Annotated in this window: 21 protein-coding genes; 11 read left to right on the forward strand and 10 right to left on the reverse strand. The window is 45.7% G+C overall.

Annotation, left to right across the window (positions count from 1 at the left end; translation table 11 throughout):
• The first annotated feature begins 41 nt into the window (after nt 1–41).
• Nucleotides 42–923 (forward strand): aldo/keto reductase, encoded by an 882-nt coding sequence (locus tag RH46_RS02670; protein WP_006877864.1) that lies wholly within the window; start codon nt 42–44, stop codon nt 921–923.
• A 62-nt stretch (nt 924–985) separates the two neighbouring features.
• Here the strand turns inward: RH46_RS02670 and RH46_RS02675 are convergent, their stop codons facing one another.
• The gene (locus RH46_RS02675) at nt 986–1,990 is read right to left on the reverse strand and encodes a substrate-binding domain-containing protein (RefSeq protein ID WP_006877865.1); all 1,005 of its coding nucleotides are present in this window, start codon (nt 1,988–1,990) and stop codon (nt 986–988) included.
• Nucleotides 1,991–2,156: 166 nt separating this feature from the next.
• On the opposite strand from RH46_RS02675, the gene RH46_RS02680 reads away from it, so the two are divergent.
• Complete coding sequence (locus tag RH46_RS02680; protein ID WP_006877866.1) at nt 2,157–2,489, forward strand: tRNA-binding protein; 333 nt, start codon at nt 2,157–2,159, stop codon at nt 2,487–2,489.
• Between the two features lie 65 nt (nt 2,490–2,554).
• Here the strand turns inward: RH46_RS02680 and RH46_RS02685 are convergent, their stop codons facing one another.
• Nucleotides 2,555–3,115 carry a gamma-glutamylcyclotransferase family protein gene (locus tag RH46_RS02685; protein WP_006877867.1) on the reverse strand — a complete coding sequence of 187 codons (561 nt, stop codon included), beginning with the start codon at nt 3,113–3,115 and terminating at the stop codon, nt 2,555–2,557.
• A gap of 246 nt (nt 3,116–3,361) precedes the next feature.
• Between RH46_RS02685 and RH46_RS02690 the strand changes: the two genes are divergently transcribed.
• Complete coding sequence (locus RH46_RS02690) at nt 3,362–4,546, forward strand: NnrS family protein (protein WP_006877868.1); 1,185 nt, start codon at nt 3,362–3,364, stop codon at nt 4,544–4,546.
• Between the two features lie 70 nt (nt 4,547–4,616).
• On the opposite strand, the gene glpD is transcribed toward RH46_RS02690, so the two are convergent.
• The 4 genes from glpD to RH46_RS02710 all read right to left on the reverse strand — a co-directional run bounded on the left by glpD (nt 4,617) and on the right by RH46_RS02710 (nt 9,625).
• Nucleotides 4,617–6,170 (reverse strand): glycerol-3-phosphate dehydrogenase, encoded by a 1,554-nt coding sequence (glpD, locus tag RH46_RS02695; RefSeq protein ID WP_006877869.1) that lies wholly within the window; start codon nt 6,168–6,170, stop codon nt 4,617–4,619.
• A gap of 179 nt (nt 6,171–6,349) precedes the next feature.
• Nucleotides 6,350–7,123 carry a DeoR/GlpR family transcriptional regulator gene (locus tag RH46_RS02700; RefSeq protein ID WP_006877870.1) on the reverse strand — a complete coding sequence of 258 codons (774 nt, stop codon included), beginning with the start codon at nt 7,121–7,123 and terminating at the stop codon, nt 6,350–6,352.
• A gap of 173 nt (nt 7,124–7,296) precedes the next feature.
• Nucleotides 7,297–8,814: a glycerol kinase GlpK gene (gene glpK / locus RH46_RS02705; protein ID WP_006877871.1), complete on the reverse strand. Its 1,518-nt coding sequence runs from the start codon at nt 8,812–8,814 to the stop codon at nt 7,297–7,299.
• 286 nt (nt 8,815–9,100) lie between these two features.
• Complete coding sequence (locus RH46_RS02710; protein WP_040894979.1) at nt 9,101–9,625, reverse strand: TetR/AcrR family transcriptional regulator; 525 nt, start codon at nt 9,623–9,625, stop codon at nt 9,101–9,103.
• Between the two features lie 313 nt (nt 9,626–9,938).
• On the opposite strand from RH46_RS02710, the gene RH46_RS02720 reads away from it, so the two are divergent.
• Nucleotides 9,939–10,442, forward strand: coding sequence for a DUF2867 domain-containing protein (locus RH46_RS02720; RefSeq protein WP_006877874.1), 504 nt, complete (start codon nt 9,939–9,941; stop codon nt 10,440–10,442).
• A gap of 58 nt (nt 10,443–10,500) precedes the next feature.
• Here RH46_RS02720 and dapD read toward each other — a convergent pair whose 3' ends face one another.
• The 3 genes from dapD to RH46_RS02735 form a co-directional block, all read right to left on the reverse strand.
• A complete protein-coding gene (dapD, locus tag RH46_RS02725; RefSeq protein WP_006877875.1) occupies nt 10,501–11,532 on the reverse strand; it encodes a 2,3,4,5-tetrahydropyridine-2,6-dicarboxylate N-succinyltransferase in 1,032 nt (343 codons plus the stop codon).
• A 211-nt stretch (nt 11,533–11,743) separates the two neighbouring features.
• Nucleotides 11,744–12,385: a MarC family protein gene (locus RH46_RS02730; RefSeq protein ID WP_006877876.1), complete on the reverse strand. Its 642-nt coding sequence runs from the start codon at nt 12,383–12,385 to the stop codon at nt 11,744–11,746.
• A gap of 298 nt (nt 12,386–12,683) precedes the next feature.
• The gene (locus RH46_RS02735) at nt 12,684–13,292 is read right to left on the reverse strand and encodes a peroxiredoxin (protein ID WP_006877877.1); all 609 of its coding nucleotides are present in this window, start codon (nt 13,290–13,292) and stop codon (nt 12,684–12,686) included.
• A 199-nt stretch (nt 13,293–13,491) separates the two neighbouring features.
• Here RH46_RS02735 and RH46_RS02740 point away from each other — a divergent pair, with 199 nt between their 5' ends.
• The 3 genes from RH46_RS02740 (at nt 13,492) to aceA (ending at nt 18,201) form a co-directional block, all read left to right on the forward strand.
• The gene (locus RH46_RS02740; RefSeq protein ID WP_006877878.1) at nt 13,492–14,397 is read left to right on the forward strand and encodes a hydrogen peroxide-inducible genes activator; all 906 of its coding nucleotides are present in this window, start codon (nt 13,492–13,494) and stop codon (nt 14,395–14,397) included.
• A 718-nt stretch (nt 14,398–15,115) separates the two neighbouring features.
• Nucleotides 15,116–16,762, forward strand: coding sequence for a malate synthase A (aceB, locus tag RH46_RS02745; RefSeq protein ID WP_006877879.1), 1,647 nt, complete (start codon nt 15,116–15,118; stop codon nt 16,760–16,762).
• A gap of 125 nt (nt 16,763–16,887) precedes the next feature.
• Nucleotides 16,888–18,201 carry an isocitrate lyase gene (aceA, locus tag RH46_RS02750; RefSeq protein ID WP_006877880.1) on the forward strand — a complete coding sequence of 438 codons (1,314 nt, stop codon included), beginning with the start codon at nt 16,888–16,890 and terminating at the stop codon, nt 18,199–18,201.
• Between the two features lie 347 nt (nt 18,202–18,548).
• Here aceA and RH46_RS02755 read toward each other — a convergent pair whose 3' ends face one another.
• The gene (locus tag RH46_RS02755; RefSeq protein ID WP_006877881.1) at nt 18,549–18,989 is read right to left on the reverse strand and encodes a CBS domain-containing protein; all 441 of its coding nucleotides are present in this window, start codon (nt 18,987–18,989) and stop codon (nt 18,549–18,551) included.
• Between the two features lie 305 nt (nt 18,990–19,294).
• Here RH46_RS02755 and queA point away from each other — a divergent pair, with 305 nt between their 5' ends.
• The 4 genes from queA (at nt 19,295) to secD (ending at nt 24,085) form a co-directional block, all read left to right on the forward strand.
• Nucleotides 19,295–20,356 carry a tRNA preQ1(34) S-adenosylmethionine ribosyltransferase-isomerase QueA gene (queA, locus tag RH46_RS02760; protein ID WP_006877882.1) on the forward strand — a complete coding sequence of 354 codons (1,062 nt, stop codon included), beginning with the start codon at nt 19,295–19,297 and terminating at the stop codon, nt 20,354–20,356.
• A 210-nt stretch (nt 20,357–20,566) separates the two neighbouring features.
• Nucleotides 20,567–21,703 (forward strand): tRNA guanosine(34) transglycosylase Tgt, encoded by a 1,137-nt coding sequence (tgt, locus tag RH46_RS02765; RefSeq protein ID WP_006877883.1) that lies wholly within the window; start codon nt 20,567–20,569, stop codon nt 21,701–21,703.
• Between the two features lie 174 nt (nt 21,704–21,877).
• Complete coding sequence (gene yajC, locus RH46_RS02770; RefSeq protein ID WP_006877884.1) at nt 21,878–22,207, forward strand: preprotein translocase subunit YajC; 330 nt, start codon at nt 21,878–21,880, stop codon at nt 22,205–22,207.
• Between the two features lie 21 nt (nt 22,208–22,228).
• Entirely contained in the window at nt 22,229–24,085 is a 1,857-nt protein-coding gene (gene secD, locus RH46_RS02775) for a protein translocase subunit SecD (protein WP_071985896.1), read from the forward strand.
• The last annotated feature ends 13 nt before the right edge of the window (nt 24,086–24,098 follow it).

The following is a 24,098-nucleotide window of genomic DNA, read 5'->3' on the forward strand; positions in this document are numbered from 1 at the left end:
CGCAGATATCGCTGATGAATTGCATATTTCAGGGGACAGATATGAACAAGTCACATCCGGTGTTTTCACCAATGATTCAAGGCTATTGGCGTATGGCTGAGTGGGGAATGAACACTCAACAGCAATACGCATTTGTTCAGCAACATCTTGAGTTAGGAATTACAACCGTCGACCATGCACCCGTTTATGGTCCTGATTCAGCATGTGAAAAAATGTTTGGTCAGGTACTGGCACTGGATAGCAGCTTGCGTGACAAGATTGAGATTGTTTCCAAATGCGGTATTTATCGTGGTGAAGGTAAGCAGGTCAATCACTACAACAGTAGCAAAGCTGCGATTATCGAATCTGTCGAGCAGTCACTGATGCGGTTGAATACCGATCATCTGGATGTACTACTTCTGCATCGTCCTGATTTATTGATGGATGCTGATGAAGCAGCACGGGCATTTGAGCAGCTCAAAGCGGCCGGTAAAGTGAAACACTTTGGTGTCTCTAACTTCACTCCTGCTCAGTTTGATTTGCTTCAGTCTCGCCTCGAAGCTCCGTTGATCACCAACCAGGTTGAGATAAATCCGGTAAACCTACAGGTTACAGAAGATGGCACTCTGGACCAGTTACAAAAGCATCGCGTTCAGCCGATGGCCTGGTCATGTCTTGCTGGTGGCACAATCTTTAGTGACAGCAGTGAACAGGCTATCCGTCTGCGGGAGACTCTGGTTCAAGTGGGCGAAGAGATTGGTGCGGACTGTATTGATCAGGTGATCTTTGCCTGGGTAATGCGCTTGCCAGCGAAGCCAGTGCCTATTATCGGTAGCGGAAATATCCAGCGTGTTCAGACTGCTGTAGGAGCATTGCAATTGGAGCTTAGCAACGAGCAGTGGTATCGCATCTGGGTCGCATCTAAAGGTCATGGTGTCGCGTAACGGGTAGAAAAAGGGGTGACTTAATATTAAGTCACCCCGGTAAACCTTGCTCTAAAGCTTGGTTATTTTGCAATTTTATCCACTGAGTTACGACGAACCAGAGTCGGTGTAAACATCATAGCTTCATCGTTAGGCGTTTCTTGTTTTGCCAGTTTCAGCGCCAGTCTGGCCGCTCGCTCAGCCATCATTGCGATAGGGTAACGAATGGTGGTTAAGCGTGGACTGATGTAACGAGCAATTAAGCCATCATCGAAGCCCATCATCGAGATTTGATCCGGAACTTTGATGCCGTTCTCATCCAGTACGGATAAGGCTCCTGCTGCCATATAGTCGTTATATGCCACTACACCAGTGATTTCTAATGATTTGGTTAGCAGGTTGGTCATTGCGACTTCACCGCCATCGTTGTTTGGTTCGCCGCGTTCGATGTAGCTGGCAGGAAGTTGAATATCGTTATCTTTCAGCGCTGCTAGGTAGCCCTCAATACGTTGAGTCGAGTCTTCAATTTGGTGGGCAGAAGCGACACAGGCAATTTTGCTATGGCCATGACGGATCAGATATTCAGTCGCCAGATAAGCGCCTTTAAAGTTGTCCAGCGCGATGCAGCGTTCAGCAATCTCTTCAATGTAGCGATTGATGATGACAAGACCTTTAACCTCTTTGGCGTAGCCAATCAGCTCTTGATCAGAGAGGCCTTTAGAATGAATGACTAATGCATCACAGCGATTATTGATCAGTAGTTCAATCGCTTTGCGCTCTTCTTCTGGGGCATGGTAACCATTGCCGATCAGGATATGTTTTCCGTGTTCGTGCGCCACATTGTCGACGGCTTTGACCAGAGTGCCAAAAAAGGGATCGGAGACATCACCGACCAAAACACCAACGGTATTGCTGCTTTGACTAACCAGTGCTTTGGCTGCTGCGTTGGGACGATAGCCCAGTTTTGCCATGGCCTTCGTCACTGACTCAATTGACGCTTTACTCGCTTTGGGAGACTTATTGATTACCCGAGAGACGGTCGCAATCGACACGCCAGCTTCCTTGGCGACATCTTTAATGGTTGCCATATATGACCTCGAAAAACAGTGATGAGGTTATTTAACCTTGTAGATGTAAATAAGGCAAATATTGTTGTGTATAGATTCGTAAATTGAGATCTTTACCACTTGCAATATAAGTGATTGCTGATAGTGTAAACGTTCTCTTTTAGTAAAATTTTACTGGTGTTTAATCATGGAAAAAGTGGCATATTCAGATTTCGCTAAATTGGAAATTCGTACAGGAAAAATCATCGAAGTGGTTCGTCATGAAAATGCCGATAAGCTTTACATCGTGCAGATCGATGTTGGTAAGAAAACGCTGCAAACGGTAACCAGCCTGGTTCCTTACTACACAGAACAACAGCTAATGGGTAAGGAAGTCGTTGTTTTATGCAATCTGGAAAAAGCCAAAATGCGTGGTGAGATTTCGGAGTGCATGCTGCTATGTGCTGAAACGGACGATGAATCGGAAAGTGTGCTACTGACCCCTGAGCGTTCAATGCCAGCAGGTATTCGTATCGTATAAACAAAAATACCAAGCCTTACGACTTGGTATTCCTTTCAAAGAATCTCTATTCGGCTGAGGGTTTTTCAGGCTCTTGCTTCAGCTACCAGAGCATCAATCTTGTTGTGATGCTCTTTTTTTACTCCTGCCAAATTGCCATATTTAGGCTGATGGCGATCATTCTCAAGCGGAAAGTGCCAGCCGATGGTTTGCTCAATAAACTGCTTGGCAAACTGCTCCGAAATTTCCAGACAACCAGCCAGTACCGTATCAACGTAAGTCTGCATGATAGGGCTAAGTGAACATGGTGGTTCCGGTTTATCTTTAATGTAAACCCAGACTTGGTCTTGTGGGGTTAACGCCAGTGAAGACTCAACTTTATCTGCTTCTATCAGAACTCGATGGTAACCACGCTCACGAACATCGAACTCTTGCAGTCCGTTTCCAGTGACTTTTAACAGCACGCCGTTTACATGGCCATGACCTTTATCCACGACTAGTGGTGAAAGAATGTAGCTTTCATCGACCTTACCCCAGTAGCGTTTAAAGCCTTCAACGGTTGCAGTGATCGCTGTTGATGTTTGTCCTGTTAACTGGCGTGATGCAGAGTTCATCAAACTGCCATAACCGAAGATATAGTTTGCCACCGTCGTCACCTCGTCTGTGATAAGAAATTGAATCAATACTTAACCTAACGACTTTCTCTCAAAATTGAAAGTGGCCACTATCGACATGAATGTGTCCTTTTGACCTTTTCTGTTAGTGTCTATATGACCTTTTTATTAGCCTGTTTCTAGGCTAAGGCCTTGAAGATAAAGCGCTGCACAGATTGGAACGTTTCTTGCGATAGTCAGGTCAGATAACAGTTTGATATAACTTTTAGGAGTCACTTAGTGCTCAATATTACAGATAAAAAAGTAGAAGAGGCGATCCCTGCGGTGCTGCGTTTAGGCTTCAGACCTTTTTTCCTGCTCGGTTCAATCTATGCCATCGTCGCGATTGCATTATGGGTTTGGATGTTCCAGAGCGGACAGCCAGCAATACTTAAGGTTCCTGCTTTATGGTGGCACGTACATGAGATGTTATTTGGTTTTGCTATGGCGATTGTGGCCGGCTTTGTGTTGACCGCAGTGCAGAACTGGACCGGCATCAATGGTACCAAACACCACCGACTGGCGATTGTGGTTACGCTGTGGCTATTGCCTCGTTTGTTATTCTGGACTCCAGCCCCTTTGTGGCTAATCTCATCGATTGAAGCGCTGTTCTTAGCCTTAGTCGCCTTTGAAGTGGGCACTAGAGTCGTCAAAGCAAAGGGATGGCGTAATCTGTTTTTCGTTCCGCTGTTTGTCTTGGCGATAGTGGCTAACTTTGCCAGCTATGCGGCGATAAAAGGGATGCCGCCGTTTCCAGCTTCTGCTGTCTGGCAGGCGATGCTGTGGTGGTTTACTTTGCTACTTTCTGTGATGGGAAGCCGAGTCATCCCATTCTTTACTGCCCGCCGTTTTAACTTCGAAAAACCACAACCGATTATCTGGTTAGACTGGGTAGCAAACCTGCCTTTAGCGGGGCTGTTTATCTTGAGCTTTTTCCCGATGACTTTTGCTCAGCTAGGTCAGCCACTGATGGTGGTCTCTGGTGCGGCGCATCTGCTTCGTGTGATTCGCTGGAAGCCTTGGCGCACATTAAGTGAACCTTTGGTGTGGTCGCTGCATGCGACTTATCTGTGTATTCCTGTCAGTCTGTTGTTGCGTGGCCTGTTAGATAACCCGTTTGCCAGTCATAACATGCTGCACCTGTTCGCGATTGGCGCGATCGGTGGAGTGATTCTGGCTATGATTGCCCGGGTCACTATGGGGCATACAGGTCGAGCAATTTATCAGGGACCGAATATGAGTCTGGCGTTTGGTGCTCTGGTACTTGCAGCTATTGTGCGTGCTATTGGTGTTGCGCTATTCCCTCAATATCTGATTGCAGCAGTGAATATGAGTGCCGCACTATGGATACTGGCTTTCGCAATGTACGTTGGTCTGTTTGGCAAAATGCTCATCACGCCACGGGTGGATGGTCACCCAGGTTAAGCAGATAACAAACAAAAAGGCTTGATGCAGATGCACCAAGCCTTATTCACTGGATGACCAACAACACAGGTTATCCCACTTCAGATAAATTGATCACCTGTTTAGGTTGCTTGCTTTTAAGGTAGTCACTCACTGCCGCTAGTTCATGCTGGTCTAGGTAGAGACCAAGCTTAGTACGACGCCATAAGGCATCCTCGTCAGTCACTGCCATTTCATTTTCGATCAGGTAATCAATCTCTCGCTGATAAATCCCCTCAGCTCCTGATGAGAACATTACCCCTAAGTCTTCAACGCTGCTGACGCCTTCAAGCAGCGTCCAGGTGTATGTACCAAACTGAGTAACATAACGTAGTAGCAGAGCCTCTGATATAAAAGGGTAGCTTGAGTGAATGGTCGCAGCTAATTGTTCGCGAGAGCAGCTAAAGTTGCCACCTGGCAACGCGTGGTTCGCTGTCCATGGCGTACCCATGTTTGGCAGGTAAGGGGCGAGTTTTTCCAGAGCCGCTTCACCCAGTTTACGATAGGTGGTTAGCTTACCGCCAAAGATGGAGAGTAGCGGTGCCTGATCGTATTCAGACTCTAACTCTAGCGTGTAATCACGGGTTATTGCCTGCGGAGAGTCAGATTCATCGTCACAAAGAGGGCGTACACCACTGTAGCTCCAAACCACATCGTCACGAGAAAGCTGTTGGACAAAGTGTTGGTTTACGATATCGATCAGGTAGTCGACTTCTTGTTCTGAAATCTCTACCTCACGAGGATCGCCTTTATACTCAACATCTGTGGTACCAATGATCGAGAACTGATCAAGATAAGGAATCATAAATACAATGCGATGATCCTTATTTTGCAGAATGTAGGCTTGTGGTTCATCATGGATACGAGGAATCACAATATGCGAGCCTTTGATCAAACGGATGTTACGAGGAGAAAGGTTTTCCAGGCCGTCATCAAAGAACTGCTTCACCCAAGGTCCCGCCGCGTTCACTAACGCTTTAGATTTTCGTTCGAATGTCTCACCCGTCATCACATCTCGAATAGTCACACGCCAGATATCGCCTTCGCGAACAGCGCCTTCTACATGGCAGTAGTTGCGAATTTCGGCGTTGTTTTCTTGCGCCGCTAATACGTTGAGTAGCACTAGGCGAGCATCATCCACCCAACAATCTGAGTATTCGAAGCCCTTTTTCATTTCTGGCTTGAGCAGTCCTGACTGAGTCAAATCAATACTTTCACTGGCAGGCAGAGTGGTACGTTTGCCGAGATTGTCATAAAGGAACAGACCACAGCGAATCATCCATGCCGGGCGCAAAAAAGGGCGATGTGGCAAGCGAAAACGCATTGGCTGTGCGATATGAGGCGCTTTCTTAAGTAGAACTTCCCGCTCCGCGAGCGCTTCCGAAACCAAGCGAAACTCGTAATGTTCCAGATAGCGTAAGCCGCCGTGAATAAGCTTGGAACTTGCAGAAGAGGTAGCCGAGGCAAAATCTTGTGCTTCATACAGACCTACGGATAAGCCGCGGCCAGCAGCATCAGCAGCGATGCCTGCGCCATTAATGCCACCACCAACTATTATGATGTCTAATGTTTTATCGGATTGTGCAGCATTAGTAGGAATACTCATAAATTTAACCTTTTGTTGAGCGAACGAGCATTTGTGAACATAAATGAATCCTAGCTTAGGTTTCGTTTTGGATCATTAATTATTTTCGTTTATGCTCGTTTGTGTGATTTATGCACAAAAAAACCTTTATTAGTAAATAAAGGTTTCTTAAAGGTTAAATTGGTTGCGCTGACTTGTAACTAATCGCTACTGCTGATCACTTCGAGTGGAATAGAGTGCTCTTTGAGAATCGAAAGGATCTCTTTAGGAGGCTGCTTATCAGTGAACAGCATGTGTAGCTGGGAGATATTACCTAGCTTAACCATAGCATTACGGCCAAACTTAGAGTGGTCTACAGCAAGAAAAACGCTACGGCTGTTTTCAATAATTGCTTGTTTGACGCGTACTTCATGGTAGTCAAAATCGAGTAAGGAGCCGTCATAGTCAATGCCGCTAATGCCGAGGATACCGAAGTCTAGGCGGAACTGTTTAACGAAATCAAGCGTGGCTTCTCCGACAATACCACCATCGCGGTTACGAACTTCGCCACCCGCGAGAATGACTTTGAATTCAGGGTTTGGCAGCAAGATTGTCGCTACGTTGATGTTGTTAGTGACCACTCGAAGTTGTTTGTGGTTTTTGTTTAACGCACGTGCAATGGCTTCTGGAGTGGTACCAATATCGATAAACAGGGTCGCACCATCAGGAATATGTTTAACCACCTCGTCTGCAATCACGTCTTTCTCATTGAAATTCATGCTTTTACGAGCTGAGTAAGAGGTATTTTCTGAACTAAGCGGAATAGTTGCGCCACCGTGATAACGACGAATTTTGTTCTCATCAGCGAGTTCATTGAGATCACGTCTGATGGTTTGTGGGCTGACATTAAACTTCTCTACCAGCTCGTCGGTACTGACATAGCCTTGCTTTTGAACCAGAGCGATTATCTGCTGATGTCTTGGAATTTGCTTCACGGACTGCTCCCTGTGTAATAAGCACTAATGCTCAATACACTAATTTTCGAAAATAATAACTCGCGTTATTGTGCTCGAATTAGCGCGTTGTGAGAAGGGTATGAAGTAAGGAATAGGGGATGCAACGCAAAAAGAGCGCCTTTAATGGCGCTCTTGAGTGGTGTTGAATGAGGTTAGTCTTCTTCGTTATGCATTTCTGCCCATACCTGAGCACACTTAACTGCACGCTTCCAGCCTTTGTAGCGGCGGTTACGTTTCTCTTCGTCATGGTGAGGAACAAAGGTACGGTCGAGCTCGGCTTTATCCTTTAATTCATCAATACTATTCCAGTAACCGACTGCAAGACCAGCCAGATAGGCCGCACCTAACGCAGTCACTTCAGTCACTTTTGGACGGTGCACTTCAGTATCCAATACATCGGATTGGAACTGCATCAGGAAGTTATTTGCCACTGCACCGCCATCTACGCGAAGGTTAGCCAGGTTGATGTTTGAATCTGCCTGCATTGCATCAAGGACATCCCGAGTTTGGTAAGCGATACCTTCCAGAGTTGCGCGAATGATGTGGTTAGAACTGACACCACGGGTCAGGCCAACAATAGTACCGCGCGCCCACGCATCCCAGTAGGGAGCGCCAAGACCAGTAAAGGCAGGAACAACATAAACGCCATTGGATGAATCCACTTTAGTGGCAAAGTATTCGGAATCTTTTGCATCGGCGAGCAGTTTCATCTCATCACGTAACCATTGGATAGACGCGCCGCCCATAAATACGGCACCTTCGAGTGCGTAAGCTGGTTCTCCGTCAGGACCACAAGCCAGAGTTGTCAGAAGGCCATGAGTCGAAGTTACCTTCTCCTGCCCGGTATTCATTAGTAGGAAACAGCCAGTACCGTAAGTGTTCTTGGCTTGACCTGCTTCGACACACATCTGACCGTACAGCGCTGCTTGCTGGTCACCCGCAATACCTGCGATAGGGATGCGAGTACCGCCTTTACCACCGATGTTGGTTTGGCCGTAGATTTCAGATGAGCGCTTAACCTCTGGCATCATTGACGCTGGAATACCCAATTCGTCGAGCAGCTTTTGATCCCAGCTTAACGTGTTAATGTTGAATAGCATGGTGCGCGAGGCATTGGTGTAGTCCGTCACGTGAACACGACCTTGAGTCATCTTCCACACTAACCAGGTATCGACAGTACCAAAGAGCAATTTGCCCGCTTCAGCATCCTCTCTTGCGCCTTCGACGTTATCAAGAATCCATTTTACCTTAGTGCCTGAAAAATACGGGTCGAGCACCAGACCTGTGTTGTCCCGGACATACTCTTCCAGACCACGTGCTTTCAGCTCTTCACAGATCTCTGCGGTACGTCGGCACTGCCATACAATGGCGTTGTAAACAGGTTTTCCAGTCTCTTTATTCCAGACTATTGTGGTTTCGCGTTGGTTGGTAATGCCGATAGCAGCGAGCTGGTCACTACTGATACCAGATTTGGCCAGAGTTTCGATCAGGGTAGAGCTTTGCGTTGCCCAAATCTCGAGGGGATCATGCTCGACCCACCCTGACTGAGGATAGATTTGAGTGAATTCACGTTGCGAGATGCTAACAATGTTTGCATCGTGATCCAGAATCACCGCGCGAGAGCTTGTTGTTCCTTGGTCCAGGGCAACAATGTACTTTTGCTCAGTCATGGTAAGAATCCTTTTGTTTCATTATTACTATTTTAGCTAATCTTGGCTTGCTTATCGTTTGAGCGCGGTTGAGCGAATTCGATGTTTGGCAGCTGCTGATTGGTGTAGTCCCTATTTACACAGTTTAATTTTGCATAAATAGCTACATTCGAAAATAAACGAACATTAAAAATGAGTGTTTGAGCATGAAAATGTCAATGAAATGTTATCCGAAAGAGCGAGGTGAGGTGAAGCATCTCGCTGAGAAACGGAAAAAACTGTTCGTTCGAAAGCCGGTTATGGATTGTTAAGATTCGCCCAGTAACACTCGATATTTGTACTCAAGCTCTTCCAGCGCAAGTTCCATATCAGGCACCTCTTTGCTTAAGTGACTGATCAGAGTCATGAAGTAACAATCTAGGATCACTGGCATTTTATTGATCACTGAAGCAGGAAGGATAGTGGTCTCGAACAGAGACTGATTGAAAGACTGGTAGTAATCCATGTCCCAGATTACTTCTTTAAGTAATGCTCGGCTGAGATTGATATTCGCAAAGTAATAGCCGTAGTAAGTTCGCGCAAACTGCATGCCTAGCTCAAGAGCATCCTGAGAAGGTGAGCTTAATGCTTGTTGTGAAAGCTCTGCGAGTTGGCTCAACATTCCTTCACGCAGAATAGCTAGTTTGGTGTCAAAGTGACTAAATACTGTGCCGTCAGCCACCCCTGCATGACGAGCTATCTGACGAGTTGATGTTTCTTGATAACCTTGTGTTTCAAATAGTTGCCATGCTGCAGTGAGAATCTTTTGTCTTGTTTGCTCTCGTTTACTCATCATTGTCTCAGCTTTAAACCTTACCTGTTAATCATACGCTTTGGCAGATAATTTGACAAACTGAGCGCGCTCATTTATAAAATTGAGCGTGCTCATTTTTATAAATATTAAGGTCTGCTATGGAAAGTATAATTCGAACTCCCGTCATTCAGTTATGTCGTTGGCTGATATTCATCCCAGGGCTTTTTTGTTTCTCTTACCTGTTACGGCCGTTACTTATGATGATCTTAATTCCTGGCGCATTGGCCTTTTTAGCCGTTATTGGCGGTAAAGAAATACGAAGTGCACTAAAACAGATGATCAAGGACCTGATATGAGTAAGCTGGTTTGTGGAGGAGTGCCTGCTCATAGCCAACTCAGTGGTCGCCAAAACAAAAGAGGCTTTAGCGACAGCCTGAGCTTTTCACTTGACGATCCGAACCTAAGTCCAGCGCAAGTGTATGTGATTATATTTGGTCAGTTACCAGCGGTTGTTACCGCCATGATGGCGTTGAGAAACCGGCTTGTACGGCCGTTAGGCTTTGCCGTTTCGTCTGAGCCAAAGGTACTGAGCGTAGAGCTGTTGGAGCAAGGGAAATCAGACGGACTTCATCAGGTCGAGTGGCTATCAGATGAGGAAATAATCTGCACAACGCAGGACAGACATATGCAGGTGAGCTTGTCGTTACTCAAAAGCGGTGAAGGTCAGTTTACCTTATCGACTTTGGTGAATACCCACACCTGGATAGGCTACGGTTATCTACTGGTGATTATTCCTTTTCACAAAGTGATCGCATTAGCGAGCGTTCGCAGCGCGATAAAACGAGCGAAAAGGTAATCAGGTGGAAACAAAAAAGCCGAGCAACAGTGCCCGGCTTAATTAGTTTCGGCTGTGGTTAGTTGTTGCTGTGTAGCTCTGAGTTCAGTTCTACCGCAGACTTGTTAGCCAGACATTCGATTTGACCTGTCACTGAGTTGCGACGGAACAGTAAGTCAGATACGCCAGCCAGATCACGTGCTTTAACCACTTCCACTTCTTGGCCTGATGAATCTAGCATGCGTACTTTAGAACCAGCCGTTACATATAGACCAGATTCAACAGTACAACGATCGCCTAGAGGGAAACCAAGACCAGCGTTTGCACCTAGCAGTGAGTTTTCACCGATAGATACAACAACAGTACCGCCACCTGATAGTGTACCCATGATTGAAGCACCACCACCAATATCTGAACCGTTGCCGACAACAACACCAGCAGAGATACGACCTTCAACCATGCTTACGCCAGTAGTACCTGCGTTGAAGTTGATGAAGCCTTCGTGCATAACCGTTGTGCCTTCACCAACATGTGCGCCAAGACGTACGCGGGATGTATCAGCAATACGAATACCAGCAGGAACCACGTAATCAACCATTTTTGGAAACTTGTCTACACAGTCTACAGAGAGTGAGCGACCCGCAAGACGCGCTTCAATCTGACGGTCAGCCAGTTCTGGCAGATCGATAGGGCCTTCGTTAGTCCATGCGATGTTGTGTAGTAGACCGAAGATACCGTCAAGTACAGTGCCGTGCGGTTGAACCAGACGGTTAGAGATAAGTTGTAGCTTAAGGAAACCTTCAGCAACTGAAGCTGGTTTTTCGTCACTAGCCAGAACAACAAGAACGAGAGGCTGAGAAGACTCAGCGGCTTTAGCTGCAAAAGAAGCGTTCGCTACATCACCATTAGCTTCAAATGCACCAGCAAGTTCAGCGCTTTGAGCAGCAGAGATTTCGATAGCTTGGTTACCTTGCTCGTAACCAGCAACTTTAGCTACAGCTTCAACCAGTGCGTCTGCTGGGTTAAGAACTGGGTTAGGGAAAAATGCTTCGATGATTTTTCCATCACGGTTTTTCGTTGCCGTACCAAAGGCTAGAGAAAAGTAAGCCATTTTAAATCTCCATGTTTGTATTCATCTAGAACGAGCCATCATGCTCAGTCTCAAATTAAGTTAGATTCATCATAAAGAGAGCGCTTTAGACTTTAAAGGGTGGAATCCGAGAAAGTCTGTAAGACGATATTTTTTGTCTCTTTAGAGATATGTTTGTCTGTTAAGAAATGTTGTGTTTGTTTAGTTTGCGCTGGTGTTAACCCTATCAAATTCAGATAAATAGGGCCTTGTACGCTTGCTCGACACCTTCGATGAGCATTTGTGTACCGATGACCGCCAGAATCAATCCCATCATTCTGGTTATCACATTTAAGGCACTAGGGCCGACGGCCTTGACAAAGCGTTCACCAAAAACAAAAAGGACATAGGTCAGTGCACACAATAGTCCGAAAGCGATGATAGTAATGACGGTTTCATAAATCCCGCCAGTTGTAGCAAAGTTCATTGCGGTAGCTATGGTGCCTGGACCGGCTAAGATTGGCATTGCCAATGGTGACACAGCAATACTCAACGCTGCGTCTTTCTGAGCGTCAGAATTCACTTTCTCTTTGGTTGTGCTATGAGTCGAGTCCCCTTGTAGCATATGGAAACCAATCAGAAACACGAGTATCCCGCCGGTAATACGTAGTGCATAGAGGGTGATGCCAAACAGATCGAAAATGACTTTTCCTGATATGGCAAAAGTTGACACGATGAGGAATGCAATCAGAACCGAGCGAAAGGCGACCGACTTGATGGTCTCCCGATCGTTGCCATTGGTTAGGCTAAGAAAGATTGGCGTATTCGCGACAGGATTCATGATCGCAAAAAAGCCCATAAAGACCGTAATGGTATGAATAATCAGCTCTTTCATATTAATCCTTTAATAAAAATATCGAAGGTCATTTTGCTTATTGTACCGCCTAGATACTAAATCAAGAGTGACTAAAAAACAGCCTGTTTGTCGGTGAGTCGCACAATTGAGCGCTAACATCTCGTAGATAAGCCGTGGATTTAAAATACGGCGATACAAAAAGAAAACCCAAAGCATAAGCTTTGGGTTTCGATTAAGACTTTACTTATAACTGATTGGCGTGCCGCGCTTTGCGCTGTGCTTTTATATACTTACCAACCGTACATACCCGTGAGCTTGGGTATGGTTAAACAAGTAATTACTTGTTTAGGTCTTCTGCGTGCTCAGATAGGAACGCTGCAACACCCTTAGGAGATGCGTCCATACCTGCTTTACCTTCTTCCCACTGTGCTGGACATACTTCACCGTTCTTCTGGTGGAAGTTTAGTGCGTCAACCATGCGTAGCATTTCGTCGATGTTACGGCCTAGTGGTAGGTCGTTAACTACTTGGTGACGTACAAGACCGTCTTCGTCGATTAGGAAAGAACCACGGAAAGCAACGCCTGCTTCTGGGTGCTCAACGTCGTAAGCTTTACAGATTTCGTGCTTAACGTCAGCAACTAGTGGGTACTTAACTTGACCGATACCGCCATCTTCGATAGCAGTGTTACGCCATGCGTTGTGAGAGAACTGAGAATCGATAGAAACACCGATTACTTCAACACCTTTAGCTTGGAAATCAGCTAGACGGTTGTCGAAAGCGATTAGCTCAGATGGGCAAACGAAAGTGAAATCTAGTGGGTAGAAGAAAACAACCGCTTTCTTACCTTTAGTGAACTCTGCAAAGTTGAAGTTATCAACGATTTCACCGTTACCTAGAACAGCTGCAGCAGTAAAATCTGGGGCTTGACGACCTACTAGTACCATTTTTTTGCTCCTAAAATATATGGTTAGTTCCAAACCAAGATAAGTGTTTTTGGTTTGGTCCGTGTTTGTACGGGACAAACTATAGTACACATTGTAGTATGTAAAAAAGCGAATTAAATAGATTAAGTTAATCGAAAAAAGCGATAAATTGGTTTTTATTAACTTGGTCAATATCCAGTCAAAAGTTATAGATAAATCTATGAATAAGTGGCCCAGCCTCAAACAGTTACACTACCTCATTACCTTACATGAAACTCGTCATTTCAGTGATGCCGCAGAGAAGTGTTTTGTCAGCCAATCTACCTTAAGTAAAGGTATCCAAAACCTTGAAGAGCTGATTGGTTGTCCTTTATATGAGAAGAAAGATAAGAAAAGTCCGCTAGTCTTTACCCTGGCGGGGGAGCAAGTGGTTCAGCAAGGACGTGAGCTATTAGCCAAAGGGCAAGATCTGGTCGAACTTGGCCGTTTGTGTCAGGGGGACGAAATGGAAGGGCAGTTACGCGTTGGTTGTATCCCTACCATTGCTCCTTTTTTGCTTTGTGATTTAGTTCAGGAGGTAAACCGCCGTTTCCCACAACTGAACTTACTATTAAGAGAAGACACTACAACCAATTTGCTTGATGCATTGCGTCATGGTGAGCTGGATGTGTTGATCCTCGCTTTACCAGTGGACATTTTAGGTATGGATAGCCGAATCGTTGGCAATGACCCGTTCCGGATGATCATTAGTCAAAATCAGGCAGACGCGATTCAAACTCCGATCAAGTATGCTGATTTACCCAACGAATTCGTTTTTCTGTTAGAAAAAGAGCACTGTTTAACAGAACACGCGGTGTCTGCTTGTCAATTAACAGATAAAGAGAAGATTAACCCGTTCTCTGCCACCAGTTTACATACCTTAGTGCAGATGGTCGCTAATGGTATGGGGACTACCTTTATTCCCCAAATGGCGATCGATCATGGCTTGATTGATAATCAGAATCTGGTTGTTGTCGATGCTCCCGGACAACAGGCTCACCGCCATATAGGTCTGGTTTGGCGACCTAGTTCGTCGCGTGTAAACACTTTTAATCAATTAGCGGATGTAGTGTCAGAGCTACTTTAGCGATAAGTATTAGTCGAAGAAATCGATTTCGCCTTAAAAAGCACACTAGTTTTAGTGTGCTTTTTAGCATTTTATCCTGTTGGTAAACTTTATCTTGTAAAATTTTACAAGTAAATTTTGATGAAGCTTTCATTAAATTGTGAAATTTCACAGTGTGAATTTTACAACTCCTAATTTTTTGACTGTTTGATAATCCGATTGCATATCTCGTCTACCCCCAATGACATAAGGGATTAACCCTTCCTGCTTAAAATTAAACGCGCGTTTGAAACGATTTTACAGTGCCAATTTCACTGTAATTTAATTACGTAACTACTTACGTTTTTAGGGTGGAAAGTACGCCTTTTAGTGGTGCGGAATAAAACTTCGAATTTAACGTTTTGTTTACTTTAGGACTTTTACTCTACTCATGTTTGGTATAGCTTAAATGCAGGCCTAGTAAGACTTATGTCTAGATTGAAAAGAGTGTTTTGCTCAGTCAATCTAACAGCCAACAAAACAAGAAACCTCATCAGGGAATGGTCATTTAGGAAGTTTGATTGTTGTTTGATAGTTACAAATGTAAGCAAGAGAGATTGTGAACCAATCGAATTGATACAGAGGTGGAGTTGGACAGTGGCAATCACTTACGAGCTCATCAGAAGCGTTCGAAGTGCCAGATAAGTTCAACCAGCCAACTAACGGTTTCATATACAGCAGGATATTTGAGGAAGAAATTATGCTTGCCAACACACCAGAAAGAGATAAAACAACAGTAGAAGCCCAAGAAACCCTACTTAAAGAAGGCATGCTTGATGTCACTGGTACCCTTTCACCAGAGCATCAGGCGATTTTCCCTGTTGAAGCCCAAACCTTCTTATCTCTGCTGTGTGCAAAGTTCGCTGGTCGAGTTGATGAACTGCTCGCTGCTCGTGAGGAGAAGCAGGCGCGCATTGACGCAGGTGAACTGCCGGATTTCCTAGAAGATACGCAAGATATCAGAGAAGGAAGCTGGAAAATTCAAGGGATCCCTAAAGATCTTCAGGACCGTCGCGTTGAAATCACAGGTCCAACAGACCGCAAAATGGTGATAAATGCACTGAACGCTAATGTAAAAGTGTTTATGGCTGATTTTGAAGACTCTTTAGCTCCAGCTTGGGACAAGGTACTTGACGGCCAGATTAACTTGCGTGATGCAGTAAATGGCGACATTAGCTATGACAACCCGGTTAATGGCAAGCACTACCAACTGGAAGAAGATCCTGCGGTTCTAATCTGTCGTGTACGTGGACTACATCTAAAAGAAAAGCACGTTACCTTTAACGGTCAGGTTATCCCTGGGGCCCTGTTTGACTTTGCGCTTTACTTTTACAACAACTACTCAAACTTGTTGCGAAAAGGCAGCGGCCCTTATTTTTACATTCCTAAGCTTCAGTCTCATACCGAAGCAAAATGGTGGAGTGAAGTATTCCACTTTACCGAAGATTACTTTGGTCTCGACACCGGAACCATTAAGGCAACAGTACTGATTGAAACGTTGCCAGCAGTGTTTGAAATGGACGAAATCCTATTCTCACTCAAAGAACACATTGTTGGCCTTAACTGTGGTCGTTGGGACTACATCTTTAGCTACATCAAAACACTGAGAAAACACCCTGATCGAGTGCTGCCGGACCGTCAGGTAGTGACAATGGACAAGCCGTTCCTGAACGCGTACTCCCGTTTACTTGTCCGTACTTGTCACAAACGTGGTGCTTTCGCTATGGGAGGTATGGCCGCCTTCATCCCAGCGAAAGACCCACAAACCAATCAGCAAGTGCTGGACAAGGTATACAACGACAAATCTTTGGAAGCGAACAACGGCCACGATGGCACTTGGGTAGCGCACCCTGGACTGGCAGACACGGCATTAGCGGTATTTGATCAGGCTCTAGGGCCACACAGCAACCAGGTACATGTGTCGCGTAACCAGGATGCACCTGTGACCGCTGAAGATCTATTGGCTCCTTGCGATGGTGACATCACAGAGCAGGGCATGCGCCATAACATTCGTGTCGCGCTGCAGTACATCGAGGCATGGATTTCAGGCAATGGTTGTGTGCCTATCTACGGCATGATGGAAGATGCCGCGACAGCAGAAATCTCGCGAGCTTCGATTTGGCAATGGATTCAGCATGGTAAAGCTCTGGATAACGGCCAGACCGTCACAAATGAGTTGTTCAAACAGTATCTGAGTGAAGAGATCGAAGTCGTTAAACAAGAAGTGGGTGAGGATCGTTACCAGACAGGTCGCTTCGAAGAGGCCGCTGACTTGATGACTGAGCTTACTACCAGTGACCAACTAACCAATTTCTTAACCATTCCAGGTTACGACTATCTGGATTAGAAACTAACTCCACAACAATAACGTGAATGTTCTAAGGCAGAGATGGATGTACTGCCAAAGAAAAAGGAAAACACAGCGCCCGTTAATACAACATAAGAAGCGCTCATCAATAGAGGGATAGACCGATGACTAACTTAACTCGCCGCCAACAAATTGAAGCTCTAGAAAAAGATTGGGCAACCAATCCTCGCTGGAAAAACGTAAAACGTCCTTACTCTGCGGAAGAGGTTGTTGAACTACGTGGCTCAATGGTACCTGCAAATACCATCGCTCAGCGTGGTGCTGACAAACTATGGTCACTAGTAAACGGTGACGCTAAGAAAGGTTACGTAAACTGTCTGGGCGCACTAACTGGCGGTCAAGCAGTACAGCAAGCGAAAGCGGGTATCGAAGCGATTTACCTTTCAGGCTGGCAGGTTGCAGCAGATAACAACACTGCTTCAACTATGTACCCAGACCAATCTCTATACCCGGTAGATTCTGTACCGTCAGTAGTTAAGCGTATTAACAACTCATTCCGTCGTGCTGACCAAATCCAGTGGTCAAACGGTAAATCACCAGCAGACGAAGGTGGTATCGATTACTTCCTACCAATCGTAGCTGATGCTGAAGCTGGTTTTGGTGGTGTACTGAACGCTTACGAACTAATGAAGTCTATGATTGACGCTGGTGCTGCTGGTGTTCACTTCGAAGACCAATTAGCTTCAGTTAAGAAGTGTGGTCACATGGGCGGTAAAGTTCTTGTACCTACTCAAGAAGCGGTTCAAAAACTGGTTGCAGCTCGTCTGGCGGCAGACGTTTCTGGTACGACAACACTTGTTATCGCTCGTACAGATGCGAACGCAGCTGACCTGCTAACGTCTGACTGTGATGCATACGATAAAGACTTCATCGTTGGTGAGCGTACTCAGGAAGGTTTCTACCGCGTACGTGCTGGTATCGACCAGGCAATCGCTCGTGGCCTTGCTTACGCACCATACGCAGACCTAATCTGGTGTGAAACTGCAACACCATGTCTGGAAGAAGCGCGTAAGTTTGCTGAAGCAATTCACGCTGAGTACCCAGATCAGCTACTGGCTTACAACTGTTCTCCATCTTTCAACTGGGAGAAGAACCTGGACGCAGAAACAATTGCTAAGTTCCAGCAAGAGCTTTCTGACATGGGTTACAAGTACCAGTTCATCACGTTGGCAGGTATCCACAACATGTGGTTCAACATGTTCGAACTTGCGCACGACTACGCTCAAGGTGAAGGCATGCGTCACTACGTTGAAAAAGTTCAGCGTCCTGAGTTCCAAGCTGCTGAGAAAGGCTACACGTTCGTTGCTCACCAGCAAGAAGTGGGTACTGGTTACTTCGATAAGATGACCAACACAATTCAAGGTGGTAATTCTTCTGTAACAGCACTTACAGGTTCAACAGAAGAAGACCAATTTTAATCCCTTAGCCATTAATACCCTGCCTGGCGAGTCAAAAATGCAGGCTTTGATTCGCTAGCCTTTGGGTATAGATATTCTGTTTAGGCATAAACTTTGACATGCTTTTGAGCGGTGCAGACCGCTCTTTTTTTTTGCCTGTAATTTCTACACCCCTAGTTTCAAGTACCCTTTTTCACTCCCTGTATAGCGGCGCTGTACAAGTCAGTTTCAGCTTGTGGGTGCGGTATTTTTCAACGGCAGATAGATAGGTGTAGCCTGCTCAGAGTGAGCGGTAAGCCAAAGAGGATGTGGCATCGGTGCCCACTCTCAGAGAGTAAGCACCGGAAAGTGTTGAGCATTAAGGGCGATTAATCGATCTCTTCTGGCTCTGCTTCTTCTTGTAACTCGAGCAAATTAATCGCGATTGAAACAAAGTCGCTGTCGGTGATGATCCCCACCAGTTGACCCTTTTCTACCACAGGTAAACAGCCCACTTTATGCTTTTGCATATAGATAGCGCTCTCTTTTAAGCCTGCTTGTGGCGCTGCGGTCATGACGCCGGTTTTCATCACTTCGTAAAGTGGCGTATTGAGAGTGAAGGACTGGTTTTGTGGAATTTGTTGTAGACTCGATTCTTGCGCGGCTAAGACATCACGTTGTGATACTACTCCGAGTAGTTTTCTGTCTGCATCGATGATGGGTATATGGCGGATGTCGAGTGCTTCCATCATGCTTTTAGCATCAGCAAGATTATGTGAGCGAAGAAGCGTATGGGGACTACGCGTCATCATGTCTTCTACTTTAATCATGACTGCCTCCTGAAGTTATACTTTACCCTTTAAATATAGTGATTTTCTTGCACGGAGTATGAGAGCTACTCGCGTTTTATTATCATAACCCTGCTTTTTTTGTGGTAAATCAATTGTTGATTAATTCTGCCTTGAAATGCCAGTGACAGATGCTGTTATTGCTTAAATGATTACAATAATTCACATCTCTTTTCTTGATATTGCTCTCATGCAGAATATACTAGTCGGCTGCGAAAAACTCGTCGTCTGTTTGTGACAGAATCAGTTCGACTCACATTAAGAAACCACGACAAAAGATTAGTAACATGCAAGTATCAGATTTCCATTTTGACTTACCGGATGAGCTTATTGCTCGTTATCCTCAGCCAGAACGCACTGCGAGCCGTTTACTACAGATGGACGGTAATACGGGTGAGCTTGTTGATGGCACATTTACCGATGTGTTGGAGCAAGTACAACCGGGTGATTTAGTGGTGTTCAACAACACTCGCGTGATCCCAGCGCGTATGTTTGGTCGTAAAGAGTCGGGCGGTAAGTTAGAAGTTTTGGTCGAGCGCGTTGTTGACGAGAAGAGCATTCTGGCTCACGTTCGTTGCTCAAAATCACCAAAGCCAGGCAGTACGATTTTTGTCGGTGAGAATGATGAGTTTTCTGCAGAAATGGTGGCACGCCATGATGCGTTGTTTGAACTGAAGTTCAACTCAGAGCAGAACGTGCTGGCGGTACTGGAAGAGATTGGTCATATGCCGCTTCCTCCCTATATCGACCGCCCGGATGAAGATTCAGATAAAGAGCGTTACCAGACGGTTTATAACCAAAAGCCGGGTGCGGTAGCGGCACCGACTGCCGGTTTGCACTTTGACGAACCTCTACTGGAAAAGATTAAAGCGAAAGGTGCTGAGTTTGCTTACGTTACTCTGCACGTTGGCGCAGGTACCTTCCAGCCAGTGAAAGTGGATGATATTCATGATCACCACATGCATGCAGAATACGTTGAAGTACCGCAAGAAGTGGTTGATGCGATTAATGCAGCTAAAGCTCGTGGTGGCCGTATTGTTGCCGTTGGTACCACATCCGTTCGCTCATTAGAGAGTGCAGCACAAGATGCGCTGAAGAAGGGCACTGAACTGGTTCCTTTCTTTGGTGATACAGAGATCTTCATCTACCCAGGTTACCAATATCAGTTAGTAGACTGTTTGATTACTAACTTTCACCTGCCAGAATCAACACTGATCATGCTGGTTAGTGCGTTTGCAGGTTATGAAAATACGATGAACGCGTATAAGCACGCTGTAGAGAACAAGTACCGCTTCTTCTCGTATGGCGATTCGATGTTCATAAAAAAGAAACTAGCTACGAGTTCCTAGTCGCTAGAAACTGAAATCTAGAGACTAGAGACTAGAGACTAGAGACTAGAGACTAGAGGCTAGAGACTTAAACAATTTACGAGTGCTAGCAGTAAGCTAGGAAGCAGAGTAATCGGTTATTCTGCATCTCGCATGGAAGGCGACCGCTCCTCATAGAGCTTAAAGCTCTGAACTTAATGTCAGACTGTTTCTCTGACAACCGGAGGCTTCGTGAAGTTAAAATTCGATCTTAAGAAAAAAGACGGTGTTGCGCGTCGTGGTCAACTGACCTTTGAACGTGGCACAGTTCAAACACCAGCATTCATGCCTGTAGGTACTTACGGTACTGTTAAAGGTATGACGCCGGAAGAAGTAAAAGGCACTGGTGCTGAAATTCTGTTAGGTAACACATTCCACCTATGGCTACGTCCTGGTCAGGAAGTGATGAAAATGCACGGTGACCTGCACGATTTTATGAACTGGCAAGGTCCTATCCTTACTGATTCAGGCGGTTTTCAGGTATTCAGCCTGGGTAAGATGCGTACAATCACTGAACAAGGTGTTCACTTCCGTAACCCGGTAAACGGTGACAAGATCTTCATGGACGCTGAAAAGTCGATGGAAATCCAAAAAGACCTGGGTTCTGACATCGTAATGATTTTCGACGAGTGTACGCCATACCCAGCGACACATGACGAAGCGAAAAAGTCGATGGAAATGTCGCTACGCTGGGCACAACGTTCACGTGATCACTTCGATAAACTAGAAAACCCGAACAACCTGTTTGGTATCGTTCAGGGCGGTGTTTACGAAGACCTACGTGATGTGTCGGTTAAAGGCCTGACTGAAATCGGTTTTGATGGTTATGCAGTAGGTGGTCTGGCAGTAGGTGAACCTAAAGAAGACATGCACCGCATCCTTGAGCACACATGTCCTCAACTACCAGAAGACAAGCCTCGTTACCTAATGGGTGTAGGCAAACCTGAAGACTTAGTTGAAGGTGTTCGTCGTGGTATCGATATGTTTGACTGTGTAATGCCAACGCGTAACGCCCGTAACGGTCACCTATTTGTGACTGGCGGTGTGATCAAGATCCGTAATGCGAAACACAAAACAGATACAACTGCGCTAGATCCGCACTGTGACTGTTACACTTGTCAGAACTACTCTAAGTCGTACCTTCACCACCTAGAGCGTTGTAACGAAATTCTGGGTGCGCGTCTAAACACGATTCACAACCTTCGTTACTATCAGCGTCTGATGGAAAGCATCCGTAACGCGATTGATGAAGATCGTTTTGATGAGTTCGTGAAAGAGTTCTATGAGCGTCGTGGCCGTGAAGTTCCGCCACTGGCGAAAGAGCAGTAAAGACAGATTTAAAGAATTAAAGCCTTTGGCATTATGCCAGAGGCTTTTGCTAATAAAGTAGGCAGACGCAAGCTATTTTTGAGAGAGCGATCTCTATTAGTCACTTCCAGACTTGAAACTAAATTGCGAAAGCCCAACTTGGATACCAATAAAAAGTAATAGAGGACTATTTTAATGTTTATTAATCAAGCTCACGCAGCAGCTGAAGGTGCACCAGCAGGTGGCGGTTTCGAAATGCTAATCATGCTAGGCATGTTCGCGGTGATCTTCTACTTCATGATCTACCGTCCACAAGCTAAGCGTGTAAAAGAGCACAAGAACCTAATGGCGTCTATGGGTAAAGGTGATGAAGTTCTGACAAGCGGTGGCCTAGTAGGTAAGATCACTAAGATCGCTGAAGACAACGACTACATCTCTATCGAGCTAAACACGAATAACGAAGTTGTTATCAAGAAAGACTTCGTTACAGCAGTGCTACCAAAAGGTACGCTGAAATCTCTATAAAACAGCTTAAGGATCCTCGCTGTGCTTAACCGCTATCCGTTGTGGAAGTACTTGATGGTGGTGTTTACCATCGCTATCGCAGCATTGTATGCACTTCCGAATATCTACGGTGAAGATCCGGCAATTCAAGTTACAGGGGCGCGTGGCGCCTCTGTAGATATGTCGACGCTGGATTCTGTCACTCAAGCTCTTGATAAACAGGGCTTATCTCATAAATCCATTGCTCTAGAAAATGGATCCATTCTTGTTCGCTTCAATGACACTGATACTCAGATTAGTGCTCGTGATGTAATCAGCGAAGCGATGGGTAACGATAAAATTGTTGCTCTTAACCTTGCTCCTGCTACTCCAGACTGGCTTGAATCTATTGGCGCAGCGCCGATGAAGCTAGGCCTTGACCTACGTGGTGGTGTTCACTTCTTAATGGAAGTGGATATGGACGCTGCGATGGAAAAACTGGTTGGACAGCAAGAAGAAGCGTTCCGTAGTGAACTTCGTGAAGAGAAAATCCGCTACCGCGCGATTCGCCCTTCAGGCAAAGATGCCGTTGAAGTTTTACTGCGTAATGAAGAACAACTTGCCGAAGCTCAGCGCGTTCTTGAGCAAAACCACCCTGATATGATCTTTGTTGATTCCGCATCAGATGGTCGTTTTTCTCTAATTGCTACCTTTACTGAGCAACGTCTTACAGAAATTCGCAACTACGCTGTTGAACAGAACATTACGATTCTGCGTAACCGTGTTAACGAACTGGGTGTTGCAGAACCTCTAGTTCAACGTCAGGGCGCAAGCCGTATTGTTGTTGAGCTACCAGGTGTTCAGGATACTGCTCGTGCGAAAGAAATCCTTGGTGCGACAGCAACACTTGAGTTCCGTGAAGTGGATTCAAAAGCTGATCTTGCCGCTGCAGCAAGTGGTCGTGCACCAGCAGGTAGCGAAATCAAACAAGATCGCGATGGTCGCCCTGTTGTGCTTAAAAAGCGTGTAATCTTAGGCGGTTCTAGCATTACTGATGCAAGTTCTAGTGTTGATGAGTACGGTCGTCCACAGGTTAACATCTCGCTTGATAGCGAAGGTGGTAACAAGATGGCAGCCTTCTCGCGTCAGAACATTGGTAAGCTGATGGCTACCGTGTTTGCTGAGTACAAAGACAGTGGTCGTCGTACTCCTGAAGGCAAAGTTATCCTGACTAAGCATGAAGAAGTGATCAACCAGGCGACGATTCAGTCAGCTCTTGGTCGTAACTTCCGTATTACGGGTATTGATTCAGCCGCAGAAGCTCACAACCTGGCACTACTACTTCGTGCTGGTGCTCTGATCGCGCCAATCTCAATTGTCGAAGAGCGTACTATTGGTCCTTCAATGGGTCAGCAGAACATCGACATGGGTATTCAGGCGATGATCTGGGGTATGGTGGCAGTTATGCTATTTACCCTGATGTACTACCGTAAGTTTGGTCTGATTGCCAACGTAGCGTTAATGGCGAACCTTGTACTGATTATTGGTGTTATGTCGATGATCCCAGGTGCAACCATGACTCTGCCTGGTATCGCAGGTATCGTGCTTACCGTTGGTATGGCGGTCGATGCTAACGTACTGATCTTCGAGCGTATTCGTGAAGAGCTACGTGATGGACGCAGTCCTCAACAAGCGATTCACCAAGGTTACGCTAACGCATTCAGTACCATTGCCGATGCGAACATCACGACCTTGATTACCGCGATTATCCTGTTTGCTGTCGGTACCGGCGCAATCAAAGGCTTTGCTGTAACACTGTCTATCGGTATTTTAACTTCTATGTTTACTGCTATTGTCGGAACACGTTGTATCGTGAACCTGGCATACGGTGGTAAGCGCATCAACAAACTGTCGATCTAAGGCTGGGAATTAG

Source organism: Vibrio brasiliensis LMG 20546, assembly GCF_000189255.1.
Lineage (GTDB): Bacteria > Pseudomonadota > Gammaproteobacteria > Enterobacterales > Vibrionaceae > Vibrio > Vibrio brasiliensis.

Excerpts from the sequence above, each read along its gene's own strand:
- RH46_RS02670 (WP_006877864.1), top strand. The coding sequence starts at position 42 with ATGAACAAGTCACATCCGGTGTTTTCACCAATGATTCAAGGCTATTGG.
- RH46_RS02675 (WP_006877865.1), bottom strand. The coding sequence starts at position 1,990 with ATGGCAACCATTAAAGATGTCGCCAAGGAAGCTGGCGTGTCGATTGCG.
- RH46_RS02680 (WP_006877866.1), top strand. The coding sequence starts at position 2,157 with ATGGAAAAAGTGGCATATTCAGATTTCGCTAAATTGGAAATTCGTACA.
- glpD (WP_006877869.1), bottom strand. The coding sequence starts at position 6,170 with ATGAGTATTCCTACTAATGCTGCACAATCCGATAAAACATTAGACATC.
- glpK (WP_006877871.1), bottom strand. The coding sequence starts at position 8,814 with ATGACTGAGCAAAAGTACATTGTTGCCCTGGACCAAGGAACAACAAGC.
- RH46_RS02710 (WP_040894979.1), bottom strand. The coding sequence starts at position 9,625 with ATGAGTAAACGAGAGCAAACAAGACAAAAGATTCTCACTGCAGCATGG.
- RH46_RS02720 (WP_006877874.1), top strand. The coding sequence starts at position 9,939 with ATGAGTAAGCTGGTTTGTGGAGGAGTGCCTGCTCATAGCCAACTCAGT.
- dapD (WP_006877875.1), bottom strand. The coding sequence starts at position 11,532 with ATGGCTTACTTTTCTCTAGCCTTTGGTACGGCAACGAAAAACCGTGAT.
- RH46_RS02730 (WP_006877876.1), bottom strand. The coding sequence starts at position 12,385 with ATGAAAGAGCTGATTATTCATACCATTACGGTCTTTATGGGCTTTTTT.
- RH46_RS02735 (WP_006877877.1), bottom strand. The coding sequence starts at position 13,292 with ATGGTACTAGTAGGTCGTCAAGCCCCAGATTTTACTGCTGCAGCTGTT.
- RH46_RS02740 (WP_006877878.1), top strand. The coding sequence starts at position 13,492 with ATGAATAAGTGGCCCAGCCTCAAACAGTTACACTACCTCATTACCTTA.
- aceB (WP_006877879.1), top strand. The coding sequence starts at position 15,116 with ATGCTTGCCAACACACCAGAAAGAGATAAAACAACAGTAGAAGCCCAA.
- aceA (WP_006877880.1), top strand. The coding sequence starts at position 16,888 with ATGACTAACTTAACTCGCCGCCAACAAATTGAAGCTCTAGAAAAAGAT.
- RH46_RS02755 (WP_006877881.1), bottom strand. The coding sequence starts at position 18,989 with ATGATTAAAGTAGAAGACATGATGACGCGTAGTCCCCATACGCTTCTT.
- queA (WP_006877882.1), top strand. The coding sequence starts at position 19,295 with ATGCAAGTATCAGATTTCCATTTTGACTTACCGGATGAGCTTATTGCT.
- yajC (WP_006877884.1), top strand. The coding sequence starts at position 21,878 with ATGTTTATTAATCAAGCTCACGCAGCAGCTGAAGGTGCACCAGCAGGT.